The organism is Pantoea sp. SM3 (genome assembly GCF_000963995.1).
GTDB lineage: Bacteria > Pseudomonadota > Gammaproteobacteria > Enterobacterales > Enterobacteriaceae > Pantoea > Pantoea rwandensis_B.
In genome coordinates, this window is the sequence record NZ_JZRD01000015.1 from 1 (window position 1) to 21,968 (window position 21,968).

Below are 21,968 nucleotides of genomic sequence, written 5' to 3' on the forward strand. Positions count from 1 at the left end.
TGATTATTCGCCAGGATAGGCAGGGCTTACCGGTGGCCGTATTTAAGGCGCCGCCACACCCTGTACCGATAAAAAGGATAACCTGATGAAAAACCGTGATTATATCCAGCGGCGGGTACCCGCCGACCTGAGCCGCATAGACATCCGGGAGCAATGGCAGATCACCTTCTGGACGCTGGAGCTCCGTACGACTCAGGAGCGTCTCACCCGGGCCGTGCGGGAGGCGGGCCCGGAAGCCGACCGCGTGCGGGCGTGGCTGGAGAAAAATCCCCCGCCGCGCACCACACGTTAATGATGCCCGAAGGCCACCCACTCGCCTTTGGATGGCGGGATAGCCCGTCTTAAGCTGACCGGCGGGGCGGACGCTGCGGCAGCCGTGTAGCCCTCTTCTTCCAGCACCTTAAACGGGTAATGGCACCGCCCAGCGCGGTCGTCTGCCCACTCAGGTTGCCCGCGGTGGCGGAAACTTCCTGTACCGGGGCGGCGTTCTGCAGCGTGATGCGGTTAAGTTCCGCGACCGCCAGCATGACCTGCGCTATGGCTTTGCTCTTCTATTACGGGGCCAGATCTATCTAGCCAATCAGCGCGCGTTGACCCCGCCGAGGCCGTGCAGCACCTCGTTCATGGTGGCATCGCCGCTGTCGGCGAGGCGGTACATCTCACGCAGCGTCATCGCGCCGTAGCTGCCGGCCCGCGCCACTGCTGTCAGTGAGAGGATCATCATCCAAAGCACGACGCGGCGGATGGTAAAGTGTCTAAGCAGCTGCATAAGGTTTCCCCAGTGTTGTTATTATTTTTTAAAAAAAACATTATCATTTATTTTTAATTGCGCGCGTGATTAAATTGTACGCTACATTTATTTAACAGGAGTCTGGCAGGAATAATTAAAAAAGGACACCCCCCAACGATAAAATTAAAGAATCGCGTTACTTGAAATAATTTTCTAAACAAAATAAGCATGACATCAGACCAGACAACGCCTATAGTAAGCGCCATAAGAAAGTTTTTAATCGTGTTTTCCTTTCGCAGTTACTGCCTTTTGTAACGGTTCGTTACCGTCCACTTTACCTTTATAATTTCGCACCGGAACCAGGCCGGGGCGGAGGAACCCATGCTGATGAATCTTAACGGCGACGACGATCGCCGCGCGCGGGCGCTGAAAGCGCTGCGCAGTCCCGATGAAAGTCGCGATGACGTGCTGCGCAAGTTTGTCCGGCTGGCCAGCCAGGCGCTCGGCATCCCCGGAAGCTTTATTTCCGTGCTGGACGACGAGCACCAGCACGTGCAGGCCGCACACAACTTCACCCTCACGCAGTCCTCGCGTGAAGACTCCCTTTGCCGCCACGCGGTGGATAATGATTGCGCAGTGGTGGTGCCCGACACCTGGCTGGACGCCCGCTTTGTGACGCACCCGCTCATCACCGGCGCGCCCTACATCCGCTTCTATGCCGGCGTGCCACTCAAAAACCGGGAGGGGATCGTGCTCGGCACGCTGTGCGTCACGGACACCGCACCGCACCCGTTTGGCGCTGAGCAAGTCACCACCCTGAAGCTGCTGGCCGCGCTGGTGATGTCGTTTCTGGAGGCCTGGCACTCCGCCGGGTTTGCTGACCCGGTCACTGCCCTGCCTAACCGCCAGCGCCTTATCCGTGACCTTCAGTATCTGGCGGTGGCGGGGGACAATACGCCGCGCCGGCTGGTGCTGATTGACTGCATCGACATGCCGCGCGCCTATGAGCTCGCACGTTCAATGGGCATGGGTCCGGTGGAGAGCCTGCTGAAGGACGTAGCCACGCTGCTGCCGCTGCGGCTGCGTCCTGCCACTGGCGAGCTGCTCTACACCGTTGCCACCGGCCGCTTTGCCGTGCTGACGCGTGACGACAGCCGGCTCACCGCGGACTGGGTGGCAGGACGACTGGAGGGGATCAGCGCCGACCTGGGCGACGGCATCGCCGTGGCGCTCAGCACCCACACCGGCGAGGTGGCCTTTACCACGGGCAGCATTACGGCGCAGGAGGTGCTACGCCGCGCGGTCAGTGCCCTGCACGAAGCCATCGGGCGCGGCGTTCCCGCGATGCGCTTCAGCCCGGCATCCGATGCCCGTCACACCCAGGACTTTACCCTGATAAACGATCTGGCAGCTGCTCTGCAGGAAGACAAAGGTCTGTGGCTCGCCTACCAGCCCAAAATCTGCCTGCAGAGCGGCCGCCCTGTGGGCCTGGAGGTGCTAGCGCGCTGGCGTCACCCTCAGCGCGGCGAACTCTCTCCCGCGCTGTTTGTGCCGCTGGCTGAGCAGACTGAGCTGCTCAGCACGCTTACAGCCTGGGTAACCGATCGCGCGATCGCGCGCCTTGCCCGCCTGCGCAATAGCTGCATCCAGCTCCCGTTGACCATCAACGTCAGTTGCAGAGACTTTTCGCGTGAGGGTTTTGCCGACGCACTGGAAGCAAAAATGATCAGGGCAAAGCTGCCCACTTCGCTGCTGGGCATAGAGTGCCTGGAGACCGAGCGCATTATTGAAAGCCCGGCGGCGATGCAGGGTCTGGAGATGCTGAAGCTCAGGGGATTTGGCATTTCGCTGGACGACTTCGGCACCGGCTACAGCAATATCAGCTACCTGCGGCGCATGCCGCTGGACGTCATCAAACTGGACCGCACGCTCATCAGCGAAATCTCGTCAGACACCGCATCGCGCATCATCGCGCGTAGCATCATAGCGATGCTGAAGGAGCTGGATTACACGGTGCTGGCAGAGGGGGTGGAGGATGCAGAAACGGTTAACGCACTTACGCAGTACGGCTGCGACCAGGCGCAGGGCTTCTTCTACTCCCGACCGCTGCCGGAAGGTGAACTCGACGAGTGGCTGGGCTGGAAGCTGCGTGGTCAGTGCTGACAACGGCCGCGCAGGAATGAGCTACCCTGCTGACGGAAGGCTGCCCTGGAATGCACAATGACCTCATCAACATGCCCTGGCTGTGCATGCTGCGCAATGCCTCTTCAGGCGCCTAAAGCTCGGCAATGATACGGTTGCCGGTATTAAGCCGGTAAGCGCGGATGTAGGCAACCGTGCTGATGGCCATTGATGGCGCAACGCGTTATCAGAACAGTCAGTAACACCTACAAGGGGAGCTGGATCAGATTCTGCGGGCTACCGAAGTCCGGACTCAACTTGCGACGCCGTTAATAGGCAGCAAAAGCAAAAAAGGGGCACTGACTCAGGGAGATGATAAAAAAGTCCCGCAACCTGACCAGGTATGTCGGGCGGAAAAAAGCAAAGAAATTCGCGACAAGGATGATCGCGGGATGACGGTAACATAGATGAAAAAAACATTTAATGATTTGTTTCACTCCTGACGATTAGAGTCTTAACAGTCAGGAAGGTGATTATTAGCATAAAAAAAACCGCGCTGATGGGCGCGGCATAGCAATGCGGATTTCATACTGCAGTTGTTATTAGAATCAGGAAAAGCTTAGTTCGTGTGAACCCTTCGTCAAGGGTGATGACTAGCCTATCTGTAAACCGTGCAGACAGATAACTTTACTGACTGTCATCTGTGGATAAGCGTTGTAGCAGTGGTTCTCTCAGGGTTCAGAGATAATGACTTCTTCTGCTCGGGAAAAATGAAAAGAAAAACGATTTTTATAAAAAAAAAGTTATTTACGTGGGAGCATGTGTGCAGTCCGGAACAAAGTTCGGCCTGCTGACGTATACTGGCTTAATTGCTGCCAAATTTTACGTTTTGTCAGACTCAGGTTTTTTCTCGCACCGCCTGCTGCTTCCCTGACATTTACTGCGTTGCTGGTCCCGCTTAATCCTGGCATCGTACGCCATGAGAACCCTTTTTCCCCTCGCCGTCAGGCGGTAGCGCTCACTGACCCTTCGCCATTCCTCGCCGTAAAAAAATTCGGCCAGCCGCAGTCTTATCAGCGTCGCCATTACGGCAGGCATTATGTCTGCCGGTACCGATTCTCTTTCCTGCATCAGGGAAAGAAGCCGAAAATGCTTCGGAGCCAGTTTTATCATAACCTTTTTACAGTGCTGTTGCTTATCCGGCGAATCAGGTCTTAGAGATGCAGATTATAACCGCAAAGGCTCTCTCTGTTAATGTATGGCGCTGATTGCAGCAATGCAGTTAAAGAACAGAGTCACTCCTCACACTATTTCAGATTGCTGAGCATCAAACAACAAAAACAGCGCAGAGGGGGCCCTCACAAAGAATTTTACATTGCTCTGGACCTTAATCGCGGGCCCCCAGCGACAGAAATGTTGCCAAAAAAGAAGCGTGCTCATGATCCCTGCTCTTCACGACGTCAGACACTCCAGGGATCTGCTACAATCACCGCGTTACGCCCTGCGCTCTTCGCCTGATAGAGTGCTTCGTCTGCCCGGCGAAGCATCGTATCCCTGTCTCCGGCACTGTCTGCCAGCGCGGCTACTCCTGCAGAGACCGTCATGACCCCCACGTACGGGAACGTTGTGGAGCTGACTAATTCGCGGATGCGCTCCGCTGTCCGGGCCGCATCTTCCACTGACGTCCGGGGCTGAAGGACAATAAACTCTTCTCCACCAAAACGGCTGACCACGTCACCCGCGCGGCAGGTCTGCCGCAGCAGGCCGGCAAGGCTTACCAGTACCGCATCACCCGCTTCATGGCCGTACCAGTCGTTGATTTTTTTAAAGTGGTCGATGTCAATGGCTATGACGCACTGAGTTGCGTCATCACGGTTCCTGTCTGCCAGCAGCGTAAAGCCACGGCGGTTGCAGAGCCCGGTAAGCGGATCGCTCATGGCCTCGTCGCTGAGCGCAGCCATGCGAGCCGCCACCGCGTGACGGTGATACTGTACGGCTTCCTTCAGGCTGTCGGCTTCATAATACCAGGCCGGTACCGAATCGAACGACGCTTCACTGCCTTCATTTCGCACCATACCGGCCAGCTTCTCCAGCGGATAGGCAATACGCCCGGCCACCAGGATCACCAGAGCGACCGTCAGGACAATGATCCCCAGAAGGAACCACAGCGCATTTTTTGCGGTTCGCACCAGGATATCCCGGACTGTTTCAGAGGTTCCTGCAATGAAAATGTTCCAGTCGGTATTATGCAGGCTGGCGTAACCCGTCAGGAACTTCTGCCCGTCAACTTCCGTGCTGAACCGCCCGCTATCCGTTGTGGCCAGTCGCTTCTGCAACGCTGAGTTTAACGCCATTCTGCTTCCCACTCGAGCCGGGTCGTGACTGAATATAATGAGGCCGTCATTGCTGACGACGGTAACGCTGGATCCGCGGGCGTAAAAATGCAGGCTGAGAATGTCGCTCAGCATGCTCTGCTTTTTGAGGTAGATAGTGCCGCCTATGTAGCCCAGATAACTTCCGTCCGGTGTAAACAGAGGCTGAGACAGGAAGATCACGTAGTTACCTGTAGCAGAGGTAAAGGGCGATGAGATAAACGGCTTCTGCGTGGTGATGGCCTGTCTGCTGGCGTCGGAATGCAGCTTTATGCCGATGAGACTAAGGCTTTCCGGCGAGGTCGCGGCGATAACGGCGTCGCGGTTAACCACCACTACAGTATTAAAAAAGCCCGACTGCAGCCGCAAGCGCTCGGTCTCGTCCCGAAGGTGTCCCGGATCGTTAAGCCCCTTAATCTGCCCGGCGCTCCAGGCGAGCTCACGCTGCGCCGTGCTCAGATAACGATCGGTGGTGTCGGCGAGCTTGCGCGCATAGGCGATATTACTCTCAAGCAGGCTGTCCTCGATGTTGCCCTTCTGAAAAATCAGCAGCGATCCGAGCAGCAGGCAGGCGGTCAGTATCACTCCGCCGACGGAAAGTAATATGAGCAACGTACGGAGACGTAATTTACCAGGAAGCATAGCGACCAAAGTCCGCAGGAAGTATTTTTACAATATAACGATAAACCACCTGATTGAAGCCGCAAGTACACCAGTAAAAGGCTGCCGTTTAGAGTGTTAGATAGCATGACCTGTACGATATAAACTGCCTCATATGGAAGAAGCTGGCTTCCGGAAGCCATCTCTGAAACGGGCTGATTTCATGTCTGCAAGGTAACCGACCTGATCAAAAGCCCGGTTATCTTAATTTGCAGGAATTTGTCAGGGGCTCAAATCAATGAGATATTACTGACTGGTCTTCAGGCCGAACGTTATGCAACATTGCTGTCACACCTCCACTCCAACTCAAGAGTTGAACCCCGCTCACCGGCTTTGGCGCGCGTCTTTCTGAGAGAAAGCTTTCACTGACCACACAGAAAAACAGCCCGCGCAAACGGGACCTTAGACTAAAGTAGGGATCTTCGGGGGTCTATCTAATGCTAATAAGCGCGATGGCCACTAAGCTTATGAAGCGCCTGAATAGCCATCAAGTATGAGCCGTTCTTTTACCCGAACGGGATACAAGAGCATTTTGCTTGTAGGATTTTATCCTTGAAAGGGCAAACCGGATGACATTAATCCAGTGCGGGTCAGCAGAGATTAAAAGAGACCTCTTAAGAGAGGTGTGCAGCTCACTCCATGTCGCAACCCGGTCTCCGGGATCTAGACCAATCTCTCCGCTCAGATGCATTAGTGCTGCATTTATATCAGATTTGATGATTTGATATTCCTCTCCTGATTGATGCAGACAAGCCAGTCTTTTTATCTGAACTTCATATTCAACCGTAAGTAAACTGTTCATCTGTACCCTCATCTGAATCCCGGAATTAACGATAAGTATAGGTTAAAGAAACTGTATAAATTAAAATCCCCAATAGATCCTCTCAAGGCCAGATGTGGTCATTCCAGTAAACCCCGGATCGCAAGGCATGCTGCCTCATGCGCTGATGATGACATTACCTCCCCACGGGACACTTTGATGATCCAGCAACCGGATAAAGGATTTATCTGACCTAAAATCGACTCCGTACTATGTCAGCGATACGGTAATGCTGAACTGTCCGGTGAGAGTTCGCAAAATTCTCTGATGTCAGGATACCCAGCAGTTTCTCTTTTCGGTAAAGTGAGATTTCGTACGCTGACAGGATGCCTTCAGCGCAACGCTTATCAGAGCCAGCTCTCATGTAAATCGAATATCCATGACAGCACGTGAGTAAAAACGGTTAAGAAATAAAAGGAAAGCGAAGCCTGAACACAGACAAGGCGGTTTTCCTGATGCGGCCGTTGAAAGTGTGTGTAACAAGGAAACCTCCACCGTTACGTTCAACAGAGATAACCTGCGTCATGAGTTTCTTATAAGATGAAAAACTACCAGAGAAATATTTCCCTACCATTTCGCATGGAAGAACGTCATTATAGTTCATAGCTGTCTGATGTGACCTGAATTTCCAGTAATGGGAAATTAATTTTAGCGTAAAGCGGACTTTTTTCACTTCCCGCTCGCAATTTTCTAATTCAATCACATACGGAGTGCAAAAACTTCTTTCGGCTAACAGAGTCAGACTAAATCTTCTAGGTACAGTAAGGCCTCTCAGCGGGATCAAAAACAAATTGAGTTATCCAATCTGATATAATAACCCCCCCTAAAAGGGGCTGTGACATTCAGAATATGTGACCCGATGAATATATTTGAGAAAGAATATTTTAATTAATTCATGGCTGTCAGGCTTGATAGGTAGCAGAACCTGCAGCTTTCATGATAGGTATAATTATGTGCACTGGCCACAAAGAGCTACTGACCTATCCGAGTCAGGCTACCTGATGATGATCCTGTCGTGGCAACTTTTTGTTGGGATTTTTTCTTTAATGACACAGTTAATCGGCTTAAATCAATCAGGAATTTGTCGACCGGCAAATGACAACCCACCTTATTGCTGAGAATTGTGGTATTTTCAACATACAGAGTCGTCGACTGCTTCAGAGCTATCGTACAGACGGTACGACGGTCATGGCTGAAAGGTGACGCGGCTGGCCCAGCAAATATTAACCGCCTGCAGGCCTTCCTGAACGTGCGGTTCAGCTCATGCGCGAGCGCTAACCTGATTTGTTCCGACGCTTAATAGCGAGAAGCTTGCCGGGCTGTGCGGCGTTGTATTGTTTAAAGATATTGTGCGAATACTGCTGACGCAGTCATCCCTCTGGATCTGCAGACAATGCGCCCTTAAAATTCAGCAACCGCGATATCAGCGCGTATGTTTGTGAGTTGACTGACCTAAAGATTTGCGTCACTGATTGTACCGCTTCGCTGGAATTTTTACGGGCTCACCCTAATATCAAAATGTCGCTTCTACTTCTCTGTATTAACGGCATACTCCGATTGATCATGATTGGCACCCTATGTGCAGCACGGACGCCATCAGTGCCGGGATTTTTTAATTACGAAACTATCACTTCTGAAACCGTACCAAATCGGCTAATCCATCCAGTAAATTCTTATCATGGAACTTTTCAAAACGCTCAAGTTTATGTTGCTATAATAGCGACGTATTCATATACACACAGCAAGCGTTATGCGTACGAAAAGAGAATTTCCAGTTGAACGAATTTTTTACCCGCCTCTGCGCGGGTTTTTTTGTGACTAACGATTGGACTATTCAGGAACCACCTCTATCATAAGAGCGTTCCGGTTCTCCTCGGAATTACCAACATTCTATTGTTATATCAGGAATTTAATTATGCCGCCCGGACTCACTTGCCCGGGCTTTTTTTTTGCCTCCAAAACTGTCACATCTGTATTCAGGTATAATCGGGACTTACTGTCTTAAGGATTTCTGATATTTACAATAAGATCCAAGAGTTAACACTTTACATACGTGGTTAATTCTTAATGCTAAAAATCATACCATTACATTAAATTCAGGTTATATAACGATCTCAGTTTTTTCTAATAGCGTTCCATATCCCTTCAATATGAGTGATGTGATGTTGTACATCACAAACCGCAGTTGAACGCCCGATCCATTTTCAGAAGCGGTTTATTTTCTTCGTCCAGTCGGCTCAGATTGCAACTTTTGTTGCTGGAAAGTGCATGATGGTAACAAACCAGAGGGTTCGATAGTTACCCCCAAAGATTGCCCGCGCTTTAGCTCACTCGCTGTGCGGGCTTTTTTACTGCTATGGTTTACATTAATTACCGGCGTGAAAGAATCGCCGCATGGGGCGAGTACCTCCGGCGCCGGCATCATCCGGCGTATCGATGTCGCTGGGGTGCCTTTCTGCCGCCGGCGCGATCGCTGCTGCTCAGTCCGGGGACATCAGGGCTCAATATCCGCACATCGGATGACAGCATGTCTGGCAGTGAAAGGGTCACGGCAGTACTGCACCCAGGGTTTTACGTGCTCCCTGACGACCCGGATGCCATGGGGTATCAGCGTCAGGGCTGTCGCGACCAGAATGAATGCCAGGATCCATCCGGGTACATGCTTCATTTTCTGGCAGGTTCCGGCATTTTTTCTCCCCTGTACACCGCGTTCAGCCGCTGCTGAAAAAGACGGGGATCGTGCTCTGCGCGTATGCGCCTTAATGAACCTGCTGACTTACTCTCAAGCTGGGCCCTGTTTTTCATGATATCCATAATTATCCTTTTAAGCTGTTCTACCATGCTTATGCGCAGCCGTTGTTTCTCTTCCTCAGACTTTACGCTCAATTCGAACGATCCATTCAGCGGGCAGCGTATCATCCAGCCCGCTTCGTCCGGATTAATCTCCGGTAGCGCCCGGATGTTTGTGGTGATCACCGGACAGGCGCACGCCTGCATTTCAAGGACGGAAAATCCGTAGGTGTCCTGCCACGTGGGCAGCAGCCCGACGTCAGTGGACCGGATAAGCTGCAGTACCGCGTTGTTGGCCAGAGAGGTGAATGGCTGAAAGACCGGCGTTTCGCGGAGCGCTTTTTCAATACTTCCCCGAAACGTCGCGTCGTCCTGAAAATTTCCGTGCCCCACGTTGTGCGTCCTGCTCGTATCGCCCACGATATTGACACGCACATCGTTCGCGCTGAGCGCGCCTTCCCTGAGCAGCTGACTGAAAGCAAGCACGACTTCAGCGCCTCCCTTCCGGTAAAACTCATTTCCCACAAAGGTAAAGGTCAGCGGGCCTCCCACCGTCTTTGCGATCCTCTCCTGCAGAACCGGCTGAGGTGGATGCAGGACGTGCAGTTTAGGAAGGATAGCCGACCGCTCAGCCGGAAAGTGCTCAAGTAACTGCAACTGGATTTGCCGGGTGGCTTCGGATATAGCGATGATACCCCTGCAGCCCGGTGAGCTGACATGCCTGAGCTCCCGGGACAGTTCGGGATTGGTGAATTTATCAATCCCCCTGATCGGAAGGACGCGGGGCAGTTCGGTTTCAAAGGTTGCCACCCAGCTGCCCGCACCGGTTGCGACCTCATTGAACAGATGAATGATGTCTGCGTCATCTGAGGAGAAAAAGGGAAATGGACGAAAGATAAACAACTTGTTGCGGCGCAGTAACTTCTGTCTGACAGCGTTGGCCCAGGTCCAGACATTCCTGAGTCGGTAGTCCTGATAGTCATGTAAACCATCAGTCAGGATGTTTCTTTTTTCAGGGTAACCCGTACCCCCCACGATGATTTTCATATTTCCCCCGGCGTGATACAAATCGGCAAAAGATGAACGCAACGTAAATTAACTTCTTATAACGTAAAGATATCTAAATGCGACTTTTGATCAGATGACATTAATTTTCCAGCGGCGGTTTCACATTCAGGGAACATTCAGAGAAATGCCCGAGCAGTGCAGATTGCAGGACAACCCGGTTTAACCCGGGCTCCGGGCCTCTACCGCGCAGAAAGGTATTTCTTAGGAACAGAATTTTTCAGAAAGTTCTGGTACTGATACTTGTTTCTGGAGGAACACAGTTCAGGCATACAGCCACGACGCAGGGGCCGAAACGTAGTATTCGGGAGGAAGTGATAGCCGCGCACCGGGAGGGTGGCGTTGCCTGATGACAGAACAGGTGTTTCGCGCGGAAGCGGGTGGGCCAGTTATTTACAGGCGAAATAATGGTGCAGCAACTCAGGGATTAAAGGGTGATGCTACTCACCTGAAACATTGATGTTTCCACCCGCAGGGCACTGATGCGCTCTTCTGTACGGATACCATTTTTCCCATGCAGCTTTTCAGCGCTCCTGCCGGGCTGCATGCGCTGCAGTTGAGTCACCCGTACACTCATCCGCTTCATCTCTCTGACGGATGGCAGGCTGGATGGAGAGCCTGTCTGTGACCCGGCTGATGCAGATGGTCGCGCTGGCTGCCATCACCTTTGTTTCTGAGTCAGGGTGGCATCCTAAGTCAGGTAATGGCGCCGCGATTCGGAAGATGACGGGCTCCAAGCACCATCCCGCCGGTCGGATCCCTGAGCCCCGCACTCGTGGCTGCGCTGGGTAACGGACTGACCCGCGTCTGTGTGCCGGTCGTGCTGCTGGCCGAGGTCACACAATGGCGTGAATAACCCCTCCCATCTTTATGAAATCCTTAATGATTTTTACGATACCTTAGCGACTTCCCGCAGGAAAAGATTTTCAGTCCGTATAAGCTTTATTTTTTTACATGTGAGCTGATGAATTGAAAGCATTGACCTCAATGCGCGGCATTCCATTGTTTGCCCTGAGCCTTTTTTCGGCGGGGGCCCCGGCCAGCGTAGACATTTTTACCGTTCCTGATGATCCTTCCACGGCTGAAAGTGATTTTGCAGGTAACGTTCAGGGCAGCTACGCCCATCAGGGAGGTAATTCCCGTACGTCCACCCTTTCGGCTGATTCAACGCTGACCTGGTTTGATAGGGCGAACGCTTACAGCCTCTGGGGAGAAGCCTACAACTACAGCTCTGATGACACCCGCTCCTCCGAGAAATATCAGGCGGGCCTGCGCCTGCGGCATAACCTGGACGGCAAAAATTTCCTTTTCGGACAGAGCGGGTGGTCAGGCGACAGATTCAACGGGTACCGAGGCCGCTACACCACGGTAGCCGGATACGGCAGGCAGATATTCAGCGGGCCGCTTCATACTCTGCGCGCTGAGGTCGGCCCTGGCGTCAGGCATGATGAGTTCACTGACGGAAACGAAACGACCAATGCGCTTGCCTATACTGCCCTCAGCTATTCTTACAAACTCACTGACGATGCTTATTTTATACAGGGCGTTTCAGTGCTTGCTTCCAGGGATTCCACTCTCAATTCCGAAACCGGCCTGAGAGTCGACCTAAATAAAAGGTTCGCCCTGAAAGTGACGTATAACTACACGCACAATTCCATGCCGCCTTCCACGGCGCCGGATAAAACCGACACAAAAACGCAGGTTTCCATTGTTTATAACATTCCCTGATGCAGCGATATTGCATTCCGGAACCGGGACATCAATTTTCGCTCCCCCTGGAGATACCTTATCAAACCACGCGTTCTGCCTGACATCCTGTCTGATACGCTGATGGCTTCTGAGGAGATGAAGATGAGAAAAATGGTTCTGCTGCTAGTGGCGTTAAGCTGAACAGTACCACTTTCCGACGGGATATGGCCCTAGCGGCGGGTCCGGAGGCAGGTCAGGCTGACGTTCAGCATCTGCGTAATACAGACAGCAGGCGGAGTCAGCGGCCTGCCTGAGGATGGACGTTCGGCGGACCTCAGACAGTAAGATTGCTCCCTGAGGCCAGGTGAACTTCAGCAGGGGGAATGATGCAGTACGTTTGCCCGTCTTCCGGGGGCACCGCCGAAAACCTTCCACTCCAGGGGCTGACACACAGTCACATGAACGATGTCAGATTGTTTCCAGAGCATCACTACCGTCCCGGAAAGCAGGGAGTTTAGACGCGCTTCAGCGGTGGCCACCTTCCGCTCAGTCGGCTGACCTCAGCCAAAAAAGTCCGGATAATAACAGTAGCTCAATGCCGGACATACAGCGCGCCGGCGACCATGTATATGCGCATTGGTAATCGGCCCGTCAGCGCAGCTTCAAATAATGGCCAGTAAGACCGTTCTGACGCCGGGATGATTTCTGGTCTTAACAGCTTTAACCGTATACGGCCTTATGGCGACTGAGTAGTGTCTCAGAGAAAAGGTCAGACTTCATGCTTCACGCAAAACTCGGTGTCAGGAATATTGTTCTGAGAAAAAATTTATCCGCGACAGCGGAAGTTATGTCAATTGTAAGCCTAATGCACTGAATATGAAATTCGGTGAAAAACCTTCAGGCCTCCCTGAACGGAAATGATTACCCGGACTCTTACCCTTCGTTAATCATTTCAAAAAGGTAATTTAAGGTGAAGATACTGGTCATCTGCAGAGACAACATAGGCGACAGCATACTTGCCACGCCGCTCATTGCGCACCTGTCCGCCATCCACGGAGCGACCACAGATGTGCTGACAAACAGCTATGCATCGCCGGTGTTCAGCCATAATCCGCATATCCGTAAGGTGCATGAGTACAGCAAATCCAAACACTGTAAAAACCTGATCAGCGTTATCATGGCTGCCGCCGTACGAATAAAAACCATATTCAGGCTGAGAAAGGAAAAATATGACGCGGTGATTATCGCTAAATCGTCCTGGGATTCGCATTCGGTCAAGTGGGCTGCCGGCATAGGCGCTAAGCGCGTTATCGCATTCGGGGATGAAGCACATCCGCTGATTGACAGGCTTGTGTCCCGGGCTGAGGGCACCCTGCACGTTGCTGAAAGGCTTTTCAGGCTAGCTGCAGCCGTAACGGACGTACCGCCGCTGCGCCGGTTTAACCCCGGGAAGAGCAGCGTCTACCCGGCCCCTGATCTGGTAAAGAAGTTCAGGATGACCTGTGGCGTTACGCCGGATGAGCGAATTATCGCCCTGCAGATAAGCGCACGAAAACCGCGCCAGCAGTGGTCCGCCGGTAACTTTATCACGCTTGCCCGCCTTATCGCTGAGCGCTACAGATGCCGCATGTTTCTATTCTGGTCACCCGGCGACAGCTCGAACCCCATGCACCCGGGCGACGACATTAAGGCGGAATACATCACCGGACTAGCGGCGGGCTACGGACTTGAGGCCGTGCCTACCCGCACACTGGAAGAACTCAAAGCCGCGCTCTCCCTGTGTTCAGCAGTGGTGAGCAGCGACGGGGGGGCCGTACATGTTGCAGCCGCGCTCGGATTACCGGTCGTGGCATTATATGGCAACAGCGATCCGGCACACTGGCATCCCTGGCATGTGCCTCATCAGACTCTGCGGGGCAGCCGTGAACACGTGAATGACATCAGCCCAGAAGACGTCATTCGTGCGATCGATCCGCTTATCAACTCGTCTGGTGAGCCAGGCACCGGTGCATGGATTTCTGCCTCGCCTGCCAGTGCCTGAACTCAGCCCATTATAAATCCGGACCGCCTGTGTGGGGCTGTCCGTCCTGCTAATACTAACTGTAGCGAGTAGCAATAGTAGAGCACTTCATCTGACCAGCAGTCGCTCACTTAGCAACAGGGCTGGCGGATACCATTACCAGAGATCACGGCGTCAATTCTGACAGCAGGTTGTCAGAGCATGCCGGTTGGGCCTGGCAGCTTGAGACTCCTGAAGGAAATTATCCCGTGCCACCCGTTAATGTGCAGGAGGTTTCTGCAGGTGTGTCCTGCACCATGCCCATCTGGTTAAAATTGAACGTAAAAATCGCGAATATAATTTGAAACGCTTCGGCCATCACAGGGACGAGAGAACAGATATCCCTGAAAAAGCCATACGCCTCGTTCCCGCAAATACTGGAATTGCGCGGGAGTTTCAATGCCTTCCGCAATTACGGGAATAGCCGTGATTGCGGAAATATGCAGCACGCTCTCCAGCACTGCTTCCCTGACCCCCCCTGCCATACTGTAGCCAGTAAAATCCTTGTCAATTTTCAGGTAATCCGGATTCAGCTGCGTGATGCTGGAGAGATTAGAGTATCCCGTTCCGAAATCGTCTATGGCAACATGTAGGCCGGCTTTGCGTAACAGGGCGAATTTTTCGGACAGCTGTTCTGTCAGGCTGAAGCTCTGACGTTCGGTAATCTCAACAAGCACGTCCAGTCCATAGCGCTGTGCATGTTCGGTAAACTTCAGTAATTCACTAAGGGTTTCGGGGTTTTCGACGATTTCGGAGGTGATATTCACGGCGAGATAGAGGCCTTTTTCTGACAACATAGCGAAGTCCTCCCGCACCTTCTCCAGCAGCTGCAAAGTCAGCTCCCCAATCATTCCACTCTGTTCGGCAAGCGGTATAAAAAGCGCCGGAGAGGCCTCATTCCCCTTTTTATTGCCGCACCGCATGAGGATTTCCAGCCCCGCCACCTTTCTGTCTCGCGTACTGATAACAGGCTGATACACCGGGTAAAAGCTTTTTTTGTACAGATAGTATTTCAACGCAAACCGCGGCGTGTTTATCAGACCGATGCTGACATAAGTCATCCAGCCCGCCAGCAGGCTGACGCCAAGAATGAAAATAATAACCGCGCGGCTGTGAAGAAGAAGCCTGCGGATATTCATGGAGTCAGATGAAACCAGCACAAAGGGATATTGTGAACTTTTCCAGGCATAACCCGCAGGACTCAGCTTCATGAAATCCTGCAGAGGATAGAAGGCAGCATCGGGGGAAATATAGCGAAGCGCGTCCCGAACAAAATAACCATTAACAGCTACGCCGGTTAAAGAGGCGGCCGATCTGAAATAAACCAGGTAATAAATGTGTCCGTCCTCCTGTTTCATTGTCGTGTAAAAAGGGACATGGCCTTCTGAATAGGAGACTTTCCTTTCCGGCAGTCGGCCTTCGAGTGATGAGCAACCCGTACCGTTCTCCGGATAAAGATTTACGGAGCGGATATGGGGATTCACTGCCACGATATGACGCAGCCGCGTGAGCACTTGATTCGTACAGTCACCTTCTTCAAAAGGCTCCGCGGCGCGGCTGACGGTTTCGGCTTCCCTGTAAAGAGAGGCGACATAGTCGCTGGCCCGCTGATTTTTGTCTTTCCGGGCCTGCTCTTCCGTTTTGCTGAAGTGACTCAATACGGTCATGACGCCCGCACACAGCAGCGCGAGCGTCATGATGACCGCTGCAGTCAGGCGCTCGTATGGCCGTATAACCGTGAGAAAATCACGTTTGGCTCCCATCCTGTTGACTCCATAGCCGGATGTTAATCAGCTATGTTAACCTCAAAGGCTGATATTACCCTTAAATTTCAGAGCGCGTGATTACATAACCAGTGCTGGGTCAGCCATTAAGCGGATACTGAATGGGGACATCACTGCGCAGACTCTGCATTTAACTGATTTTAACATTGAATGACTGAACCCGGGTTTTCAGGTCATTAATATGCTCAGCGCTGATATCTCTGAAGAAGTCACTGTCATCTTTTTTGCTTATCATCTGCGCCAGGGCTCATAGCCACGCGGTGCTGTCATCAGATCTCGCTATGATTGAAATCATCTGAGCCCGTTCTTACTGTGTGTCATGTGTTCCGGCGCTGATAAACTCAAGCTGCTGCTGAAAATATTGCTTGTCAGACTGATTACCGTACTGCCGGGCAATGTCCAGCGACCTGCTGATCATGTCACGCAGCAAATCATCCTGTGCGTACACTTTGGCGGAGATGAATTTATCAACTTCGCTGAAGCTTTGCGCCTGAGTGGCCTCCGGAACGAACGACTCAACGAGCTTACTGAGTATGTCTTTCGTGACTGCCAGATCCATTGATTACGTGGTGGCGTTTCCTGAGCCATCATACGACTGCAGCGCTTCAGCAATAAGGCCGGACATTTCTTCCCGGGAAAGGAATGAATCCGCCTGGAGCGATGGAAAGTATTCATCCACGTCATTACTGATGCCATTTACCTGATTTCTGCTCTGACTGATAATGCTGTTATGCAACTAGAGCAGGTCATTCATGTTTTTGTCGATCACTTCCTGACTCAGCGATGGTGTAAAAGTACCCTAACTGGCCTTCAGCAGGCTGACATCCTCTTCCGCCAGGGAGATATCATATCCGTCTCTTTCCGGTTTGACTGAAAGGTCCGCGGTGATACCGTAATTGATTACTGTACTGACCATGATCTTCTTCCTTAAGTTGAAATAAGTCCTCATTGGATATCGGCCGCCACTGCTCAGACACTAAACATTTTATGTCAGACTTATGGAAGCGGACGATCACGCCAGTCCGGGTACAGCGGTGTGCCCGAAAACGGATTGAGGAATACGCTTTTGCGAAGTCCAGTGGTAGTTAGCGGCTCCTGTATGTGCGATGAAGTGGCATTTATACTTTATGTCAGAACTCTGAAATACTTTCGCAGTCACTGCCCACTTTGCAGAAAACAATCCTGCACGGGCTATAATATCCCCACCGTTGTGCATTCCCGCGACCTTGAATGGGCTCACAATACAGAAAATGTCATTACCCGCAGTGGCGGCAGGAATACCGGCATGACTTTTTCCTGAGGTGTGGCAGTACCGAGCCTAAGGTTCTGCGTGAAAAACCTTACGTATGGGTGCCCGTGGGGCTTATTAAAGAGCGCTTCAGTATGACCTGCGCTGGCGATTTCTGTACGGGAGACGCTATGATATGGGATCTTGTTGACCCAAGCATCGCATACTGCGGCGCTCCTGAGGAGCTGAGCCATTCACTAAACTGGTGACGGGGCTCGCCAGCGTCTGGATGCAGGCCGTGCTCCTGCCCGTTGTCTAGGCCGTAAAGGCAACACAGAGACAGGACGGCCGGTATGTATGCGAAACGTGCGCCCGGTGGTAAAAATGGCGGTGGCCGCGGTAATGGCCTGATTGATAACTGCGCGTGATTACTCATAATTAAGGTCCATTTATCATCTGGATCTGACTGTATGCTTCTCAGGAGAAAAATCACCGTACTCACGGTGAGGATCGCCTGCTCGCCCTCACGCTTGCCACCACGGCGGGCGTCCTCAACGCCATGGCCTTCGGCGCATTTGGCTTCTTCCCCTCTCACATGACGGGTAATATCTCACAGCTGTCTGCTGAGGCGGGCCGCTGGGACCTGCAAGGCCTGCTTTTTCTGGCGATGCTGATTCTGGCCTTCGTGACGGGCGCCACGCTGGCGCGCCTCGCCGTGGCCTTTGGGCTGCGGCGTAACGTGCGCACGGTATTCTGCCTGGTAATGATGTGTGAGGGCGCGCTGCTGCTGGCCACCTCGCTGGTTGAAATCCGCTGGTACAGCGTCCGCAACAACGGCGAGGTGCTGTTCACGCTCGCGCTGCTGATGGTCCTGCATAACGCTACCTCCATGCAGCTTTCCGGCGGGCGGGTCATGTCAACGCACGTGACCGGGACCCTGACCGATGCCGGTATGGCGCTGGGCTCCTGGCTCCGGGCGTCGGTGAGCCGACGCGCCCGCGCACCGGGCGCTACTCGGCACGCACCTCGTGACCATCGTCTCATTTCTGTCGGGATGCGTGGCCGGCTATTTACTCTTCGTCCGGTTTGGCTTCAGCGCCATGGCTGGGCTGGCCGGCCTGCTCATCCTCACTGCGCTCGGTGGCATCACCCGCACGCTGCATCGCACCGGATGGCGTTTCTGGTAGTGGCCGGCACATTCAGAGACTGCGGTCGCTTGCAGATAACCCCCCCTGGCCGTTTCTCACACTGGATCCACGGACCGCTGCGTCAGACGATTGAGCAGCAGTAAGGGAATGCGATGGATCGCGCCGGCACCTGCTGAACGTCATTTTATCTGCCATCTTTAAGTCTGCCTGCTTACCTTTCCGGGGAAATTATGTCACTGCGCTCGCTTCAGGCTCTTTGCCTGGTAAATTTTTTTATGGCAGACGTCAGGGACGGCCTAGGGCCGTTTCTTGGGATCTTTATGACTGAGCATCACTGGAAGCCGGAGTCCATAGGCTGGGTGATGACGTCAGCAGGCGTGGCCAGCCTGCTTGTCACTTTACCGGCGGGCATGGCGGCGGACGCGGTCAGAAACAAACGGCTGATGCTGAGCACCGGCACCCTGACCGTAATTCTGGCGACGATCATGCTCTGGTATTTTCCCGGGCCTACCGTGACGGTGGTCTCTCAGGTCATGACCGGGCTGGCGGCCGCGTTCATTGCTCCCCTGATGACCGCCATGACGCTGGGCCTGACGGGGCCCGAAAAATTTGGTTATCAGACGGGAAGAAACGAAGCGTTTAACCATGCCGGTAACATGACGGCGGCCGCGGTGGCAGGCGCCTCTGTCTGGTACTGGGGAACCGGTGCCGTATTTTTGCTGATGACGGTGATGGCCCTGCTGGCCACGGCTTGTGTGATGGGGATCCGCGAGTGCGACATTAATAACCGGCTTGCCCGCGGGCTGAAAGCGGACGCCGGCAACGCTGCCCTTCCGCGCCTGTCTGTGCTCCTTCGCGAGCCCGCACTGCTCATCGGCGGCGTCACGGTTCTGCTGTTTCATCTGGGTAACGCGGCCCTTCTGCCCATGCTGAGCGTCCGGGTGGCGGCTTCACCGGAGGCGTGGATAAATCCGGGCGTGTTCGCTGCCGCCACCGTGATTATTTCTCAGGCAGTGATGATCCCGGTCGCGCTTTACGCCGCGCGCCGGGCGCAGAACACGGGCTACCTTCCTCTCATCACTGCGGCCCTTTGTATCCTGCCCATTCGGGCTGCGGTGGCTTCCCTCGGCGACGGCATAGCGTTTATGCCCGCTATCCAGATATTAGACGGGATGGCGGCCGGGCTTCTCGGAGTTGCCGTGCCGGGCTTTGTGGTCAGGGTGCTTGACGGTAAAGGGCACACCAATGCCGGCCAGAGCTTTATTCTGCTTATGCAGGGAGACGGCGCTGCCCTAAGCCCGGCCATGACGGGCACGCTGATTTCACACTACTCTTACTCCGCCGAGTTTGCCGTGATGGGTGCGATGGCCGTGCTTGCGCTAATCATCTGGGTGGGGGGGCAGCGTGCATCACTGCTGACGACAGCTTTGCCGGAATCTCTGTCCGGACAAGAAACCTGACCCGCGCTTGGCCTCGTATTTGCTGCAAAATTCGGAGGCGTGCATCTGTCGGCCAACGAGGATTCATGCAAGGGTCTACTACTCAGGATGGAGAGTGCTGGTCGGTGCTCTGTCTGCGCAGCCCGCCTGATCTTTTTCAGCCGGAGAAAGTCTGTCATTCCTCCGCTGAATTATGCCGTTAGTACCGGGCTATTAACTTGCTTCAAGAGCTGTCATCTGATTGATCAGGCTTTGCCCCTGCCTTTCCAGCAGACTGACTTTCTCCTGAAAGGCCAGACCTGCGATTCCTCCTTTGCAGCATGCTCCCAAACATTCGAGTAAAAATTCTGTTTTTTATCTGTTACATGATGCCTTGTCATAGCCCGCGCTGGCGCTGGTTGACCCTGCCTCGAAATCCTGCTCCATTCAGAAATAGATTTTCGGCATGATATTCACCCCCCTGAGCGGAGGTTGTGCCGATGAAAAATTCACGATTCACCAAAGAGCAGATTGTCTTTGCCCTGAAGCAGGTTGAACTGGGTACGCCCGTACCGGAAGTCTGCCGCAAGCTGGGCATCTCCGATGCCACGTTCTACATCTATGGACTACCTCTGTTTTGCAAGCACTGTTTCATGTTTAGGTTGTTGCTAACATCTATCCGGCATCAGGAATATGCCTGTGCCCAAATGGGAAATACGCACACAGTCGCCTCAACACTTGGACGGTCTCAGGGACCAGTATAAAAATCAGGTTCCGACTGTGCAGGTGCAACCTGTTACCATTTTCAGTACGCTGCAACTTTCATCAGGTAAGCCTTAATTCAATGCGGGTTGATATTCAGTTTCATGCCGGAGGATCGACCAGATAATCCGGGCGTTTTTGTTTGCTACCGCGACAGTAGTCTTATTGAAACCCCGTCGTTCTTTTAACTGATTAACCCATTGGTTTAGAGAACCATCATTGTTATTTGTTGCTACCCGGACAACTGCGCGGGCTCCGTGAATTAAAAGTGTTCGTAAATGCTTATCGCCTTTCTTAGTGATGTTCATCAGCACCTGTCGGTCTCCGCTCGAATGCTGCCGCGGGACAAGTCCAAGCCATGCCGCAAAATGACGGCCGTTTTTAAATTCCTGACCATTGCCGATCGCAGCAACAACAGCTGTAGCCGTTTTCGGGCCGATCCCTTTAACTTTGGCTATGCGCTGACATTCTGCTGATTGCCTGAACACAGTTTCGATCTCTTTATCAAAAAAATTAATCCGTTTCTCAAGATCGATGAAAAGCTCATAGAGTTCAGCAATTGTCTTTCGCATTCTTATGCTTAATCCATTTTCACCATCTTCAAGTATCAGTGGAACAGCACGGCGGGCTCTGGACATCGCTGTACCAATTGAGATGCCGCGATCAAGTAAAAGCCCCCGTATCTGGCAGATTGTTGCAGTACGGTGATTAACTATACGTTGTCTGGCTCGATGTAACGCCTGTATATCCTGCTGTTCCGGGCTTTTCGGGGGGACAAATTGCATTGTGGGTTGCATCAGTGCTACCGCGATGGCCTGTGCATCATTGCCATCGTTTTTCTGTCCGCGAATAAAAGGCTTAACATACTGGGGACTGATGATTTTCACTTTATGCCCCAGTTTTTCAAATTCCCTCTGCCAGTAAAATGCTCCAGTGCATGCTTCAATGCCAATCAGGCAGGCGGGTATATTGACCAGCGTCTGAAGTAAAATTTTGCGCTCAACACGCCGGGTATATACCGGCTTGCCTGCCTGATTCAGTCCGCAAAGCTGGAAAACATTTTTTGCCAGGTCGATGCCCATAAATACGATGTTCATAGTCAAACTCCTGCTGGATGAATTATGTTCAGTTAAGCGCAGAGGAAAGAGGTAGTCCATCCCATTACCTGGCGCAAAAAGTACGGCGGGATTTCTCCTTCTGAACTGAAGCATATGCGGTAGCTCGAAGAGGAAGACCTACGCCTGAAGAAGCTGGTTGCCGATCTGAGCCGCGAAAAGTCCATTCTGCAGGACGTGCTGGCAAAAAAGAGCTGTCGCTGACAC

General features: G+C 52.9%; 12 protein-coding genes and 2 pseudogenes. 7 read left to right on the plus strand and 7 right to left on the minus strand.

Features of this window, described 5'->3' with window-relative positions; genetic code table 11:
* Positions 1-85: 85 nt before the first annotated feature.
* Entirely contained in the window at positions 86-292 is a 207-nt protein-coding gene (locus VI01_RS09510) for a DUF3606 domain-containing protein (RefSeq protein WP_045814937.1), read from the plus strand.
* 288 nt (positions 293-580) lie between these two features.
* Here VI01_RS09510 and VI01_RS09515 read toward each other — a convergent pair whose 3' ends face one another.
* Positions 581-769, minus strand: a complete 189-nt coding sequence (locus tag VI01_RS09515) for a hypothetical protein (protein WP_045814938.1) — start codon at positions 767-769, stop codon at positions 581-583.
* 342 nt (positions 770-1,111) lie between these two features.
* On the opposite strand from VI01_RS09515, the gene VI01_RS09520 reads away from it, so the two are divergent.
* Positions 1,112-2,893 (plus strand): sensor domain-containing phosphodiesterase, encoded by a 1,782-nt coding sequence (locus VI01_RS09520; RefSeq protein WP_045814939.1) that lies wholly within the window; start codon positions 1,112-1,114, stop codon positions 2,891-2,893.
* A gap of 1,418 nt (positions 2,894-4,311) precedes the next feature.
* On the opposite strand, the gene VI01_RS09530 is transcribed toward VI01_RS09520, so the two are convergent.
* The 3 genes from VI01_RS09530 to VI01_RS09540 all read right to left on the minus strand — a co-directional run bounded on the left by VI01_RS09530 (position 4,312) and on the right by VI01_RS09540 (position 10,540).
* Positions 4,312-5,865 carry a diguanylate cyclase gene (locus VI01_RS09530; RefSeq protein WP_045814941.1) on the minus strand — a complete coding sequence of 518 codons (1,554 nt, stop codon included), beginning with the start codon at positions 5,863-5,865 and terminating at the stop codon, positions 4,312-4,314.
* Between the two features lie 505 nt (positions 5,866-6,370).
* Positions 6,371-6,685, minus strand: coding sequence for a hypothetical protein (locus VI01_RS09535; RefSeq protein ID WP_034823397.1), 315 nt, complete (start codon positions 6,683-6,685; stop codon positions 6,371-6,373).
* 2,682 nt (positions 6,686-9,367) lie between these two features.
* Complete coding sequence (locus tag VI01_RS09540; RefSeq protein ID WP_045814942.1) at positions 9,368-10,540, minus strand: glycosyltransferase family 4 protein; 1,173 nt, start codon at positions 10,538-10,540, stop codon at positions 9,368-9,370.
* Positions 10,541-11,527: 987 nt separating this feature from the next.
* On the opposite strand from VI01_RS09540, the gene VI01_RS09550 reads away from it, so the two are divergent.
* Positions 11,528-12,286 carry a YdiY family protein gene (locus VI01_RS09550; RefSeq protein ID WP_052696988.1) on the plus strand — a complete coding sequence of 253 codons (759 nt, stop codon included), beginning with the start codon at positions 11,528-11,530 and terminating at the stop codon, positions 12,284-12,286.
* A 931-nt stretch (positions 12,287-13,217) separates the two neighbouring features.
* On the plus strand, positions 13,218-14,288 hold the full coding sequence (locus VI01_RS09555) for a glycosyltransferase family 9 protein (RefSeq protein WP_045814945.1): 1,071 nt from the start codon (positions 13,218-13,220) through the stop codon (positions 14,286-14,288).
* Between the two features lie 287 nt (positions 14,289-14,575).
* Here VI01_RS09555 and VI01_RS09560 read toward each other — a convergent pair whose 3' ends face one another.
* Together VI01_RS09560 and VI01_RS09565 are read right to left on the minus strand one after the other, a co-directional pair.
* A complete protein-coding gene (locus VI01_RS09560) occupies positions 14,576-16,069 on the minus strand; it encodes an EAL domain-containing protein (protein WP_045814946.1) in 1,494 nt (497 codons plus the stop codon).
* 328 nt (positions 16,070-16,397) lie between these two features.
* Entirely contained in the window at positions 16,398-16,649 is a 252-nt protein-coding gene (locus VI01_RS09565) for a hypothetical protein (protein WP_045814947.1), read from the minus strand.
* 1,135 nt (positions 16,650-17,784) lie between these two features.
* Here VI01_RS09565 and VI01_RS09570 point away from each other — a divergent pair.
* From VI01_RS09570 to VI01_RS09580, 3 genes and pseudogenes are all read left to right on the plus strand, one after another.
* Positions 17,785-18,505 (plus strand): annotated as a pseudogene (locus VI01_RS09570) (YoaK family protein).
* Between the two features lie 191 nt (positions 18,506-18,696).
* On the plus strand, positions 18,697-19,926 hold the full coding sequence (locus VI01_RS09575; RefSeq protein WP_045814948.1) for an MFS transporter: 1,230 nt from the start codon (positions 18,697-18,699) through the stop codon (positions 19,924-19,926).
* A gap of 458 nt (positions 19,927-20,384) precedes the next feature.
* Positions 20,385-20,501 (plus strand): annotated as a pseudogene (locus tag VI01_RS09580) (transposase); the annotation flags it as partial.
* Between the two features lie 219 nt (positions 20,502-20,720).
* On the opposite strand, the gene VI01_RS09585 reads toward VI01_RS09580, so the two are convergent.
* Positions 20,721-21,743 (minus strand): IS110 family transposase, encoded by a 1,023-nt coding sequence (locus VI01_RS09585; protein WP_045814949.1) that lies wholly within the window; start codon positions 21,741-21,743, stop codon positions 20,721-20,723.
* Between the last annotated feature and the right edge of the window lie 225 nt (positions 21,744-21,968).

What these genes read in the sequence shown, in the direction of transcription:
- VI01_RS09565 (WP_045814947.1), bottom strand. Translation starts at nt 16,649, where the DNA reads ATGGATCTGGCAGTCACGAAAGACATACTCAGTAAGCTCGTTGAGTCG.
- VI01_RS09585 (WP_045814949.1), bottom strand. Translation starts at nt 21,743, where the DNA reads ATGAACATCGTATTTATGGGCATCGACCTGGCAAAAAATGTTTTCCAG.
- VI01_RS09540 (WP_045814942.1), bottom strand. Translation starts at nt 10,540, where the DNA reads ATGAAAATCATCGTGGGGGGTACGGGTTACCCTGAAAAAAGAAACATC.
- VI01_RS09530 (WP_045814941.1), bottom strand. Translation starts at nt 5,865, where the DNA reads ATGCTTCCTGGTAAATTACGTCTCCGTACGTTGCTCATATTACTTTCC.
- VI01_RS09520 (WP_045814939.1), top strand. Translation starts at nt 1,112, where the DNA reads ATGCTGATGAATCTTAACGGCGACGACGATCGCCGCGCGCGGGCGCTG.
- VI01_RS09535 (WP_034823397.1), bottom strand. Translation starts at nt 6,685, where the DNA reads ATGAACAGTTTACTTACGGTTGAATATGAAGTTCAGATAAAAAGACTG.
- VI01_RS09575 (WP_045814948.1), top strand. Translation starts at nt 18,697, where the DNA reads ATGTCACTGCGCTCGCTTCAGGCTCTTTGCCTGGTAAATTTTTTTATG.
- VI01_RS09515 (WP_045814938.1), bottom strand. Translation starts at nt 769, where the DNA reads ATGCAGCTGCTTAGACACTTTACCATCCGCCGCGTCGTGCTTTGGATG.
- VI01_RS09510 (WP_045814937.1), top strand. Translation starts at nt 86, where the DNA reads ATGAAAAACCGTGATTATATCCAGCGGCGGGTACCCGCCGACCTGAGC.
- VI01_RS09560 (WP_045814946.1), bottom strand. Translation starts at nt 16,069, where the DNA reads ATGGGAGCCAAACGTGATTTTCTCACGGTTATACGGCCATACGAGCGC.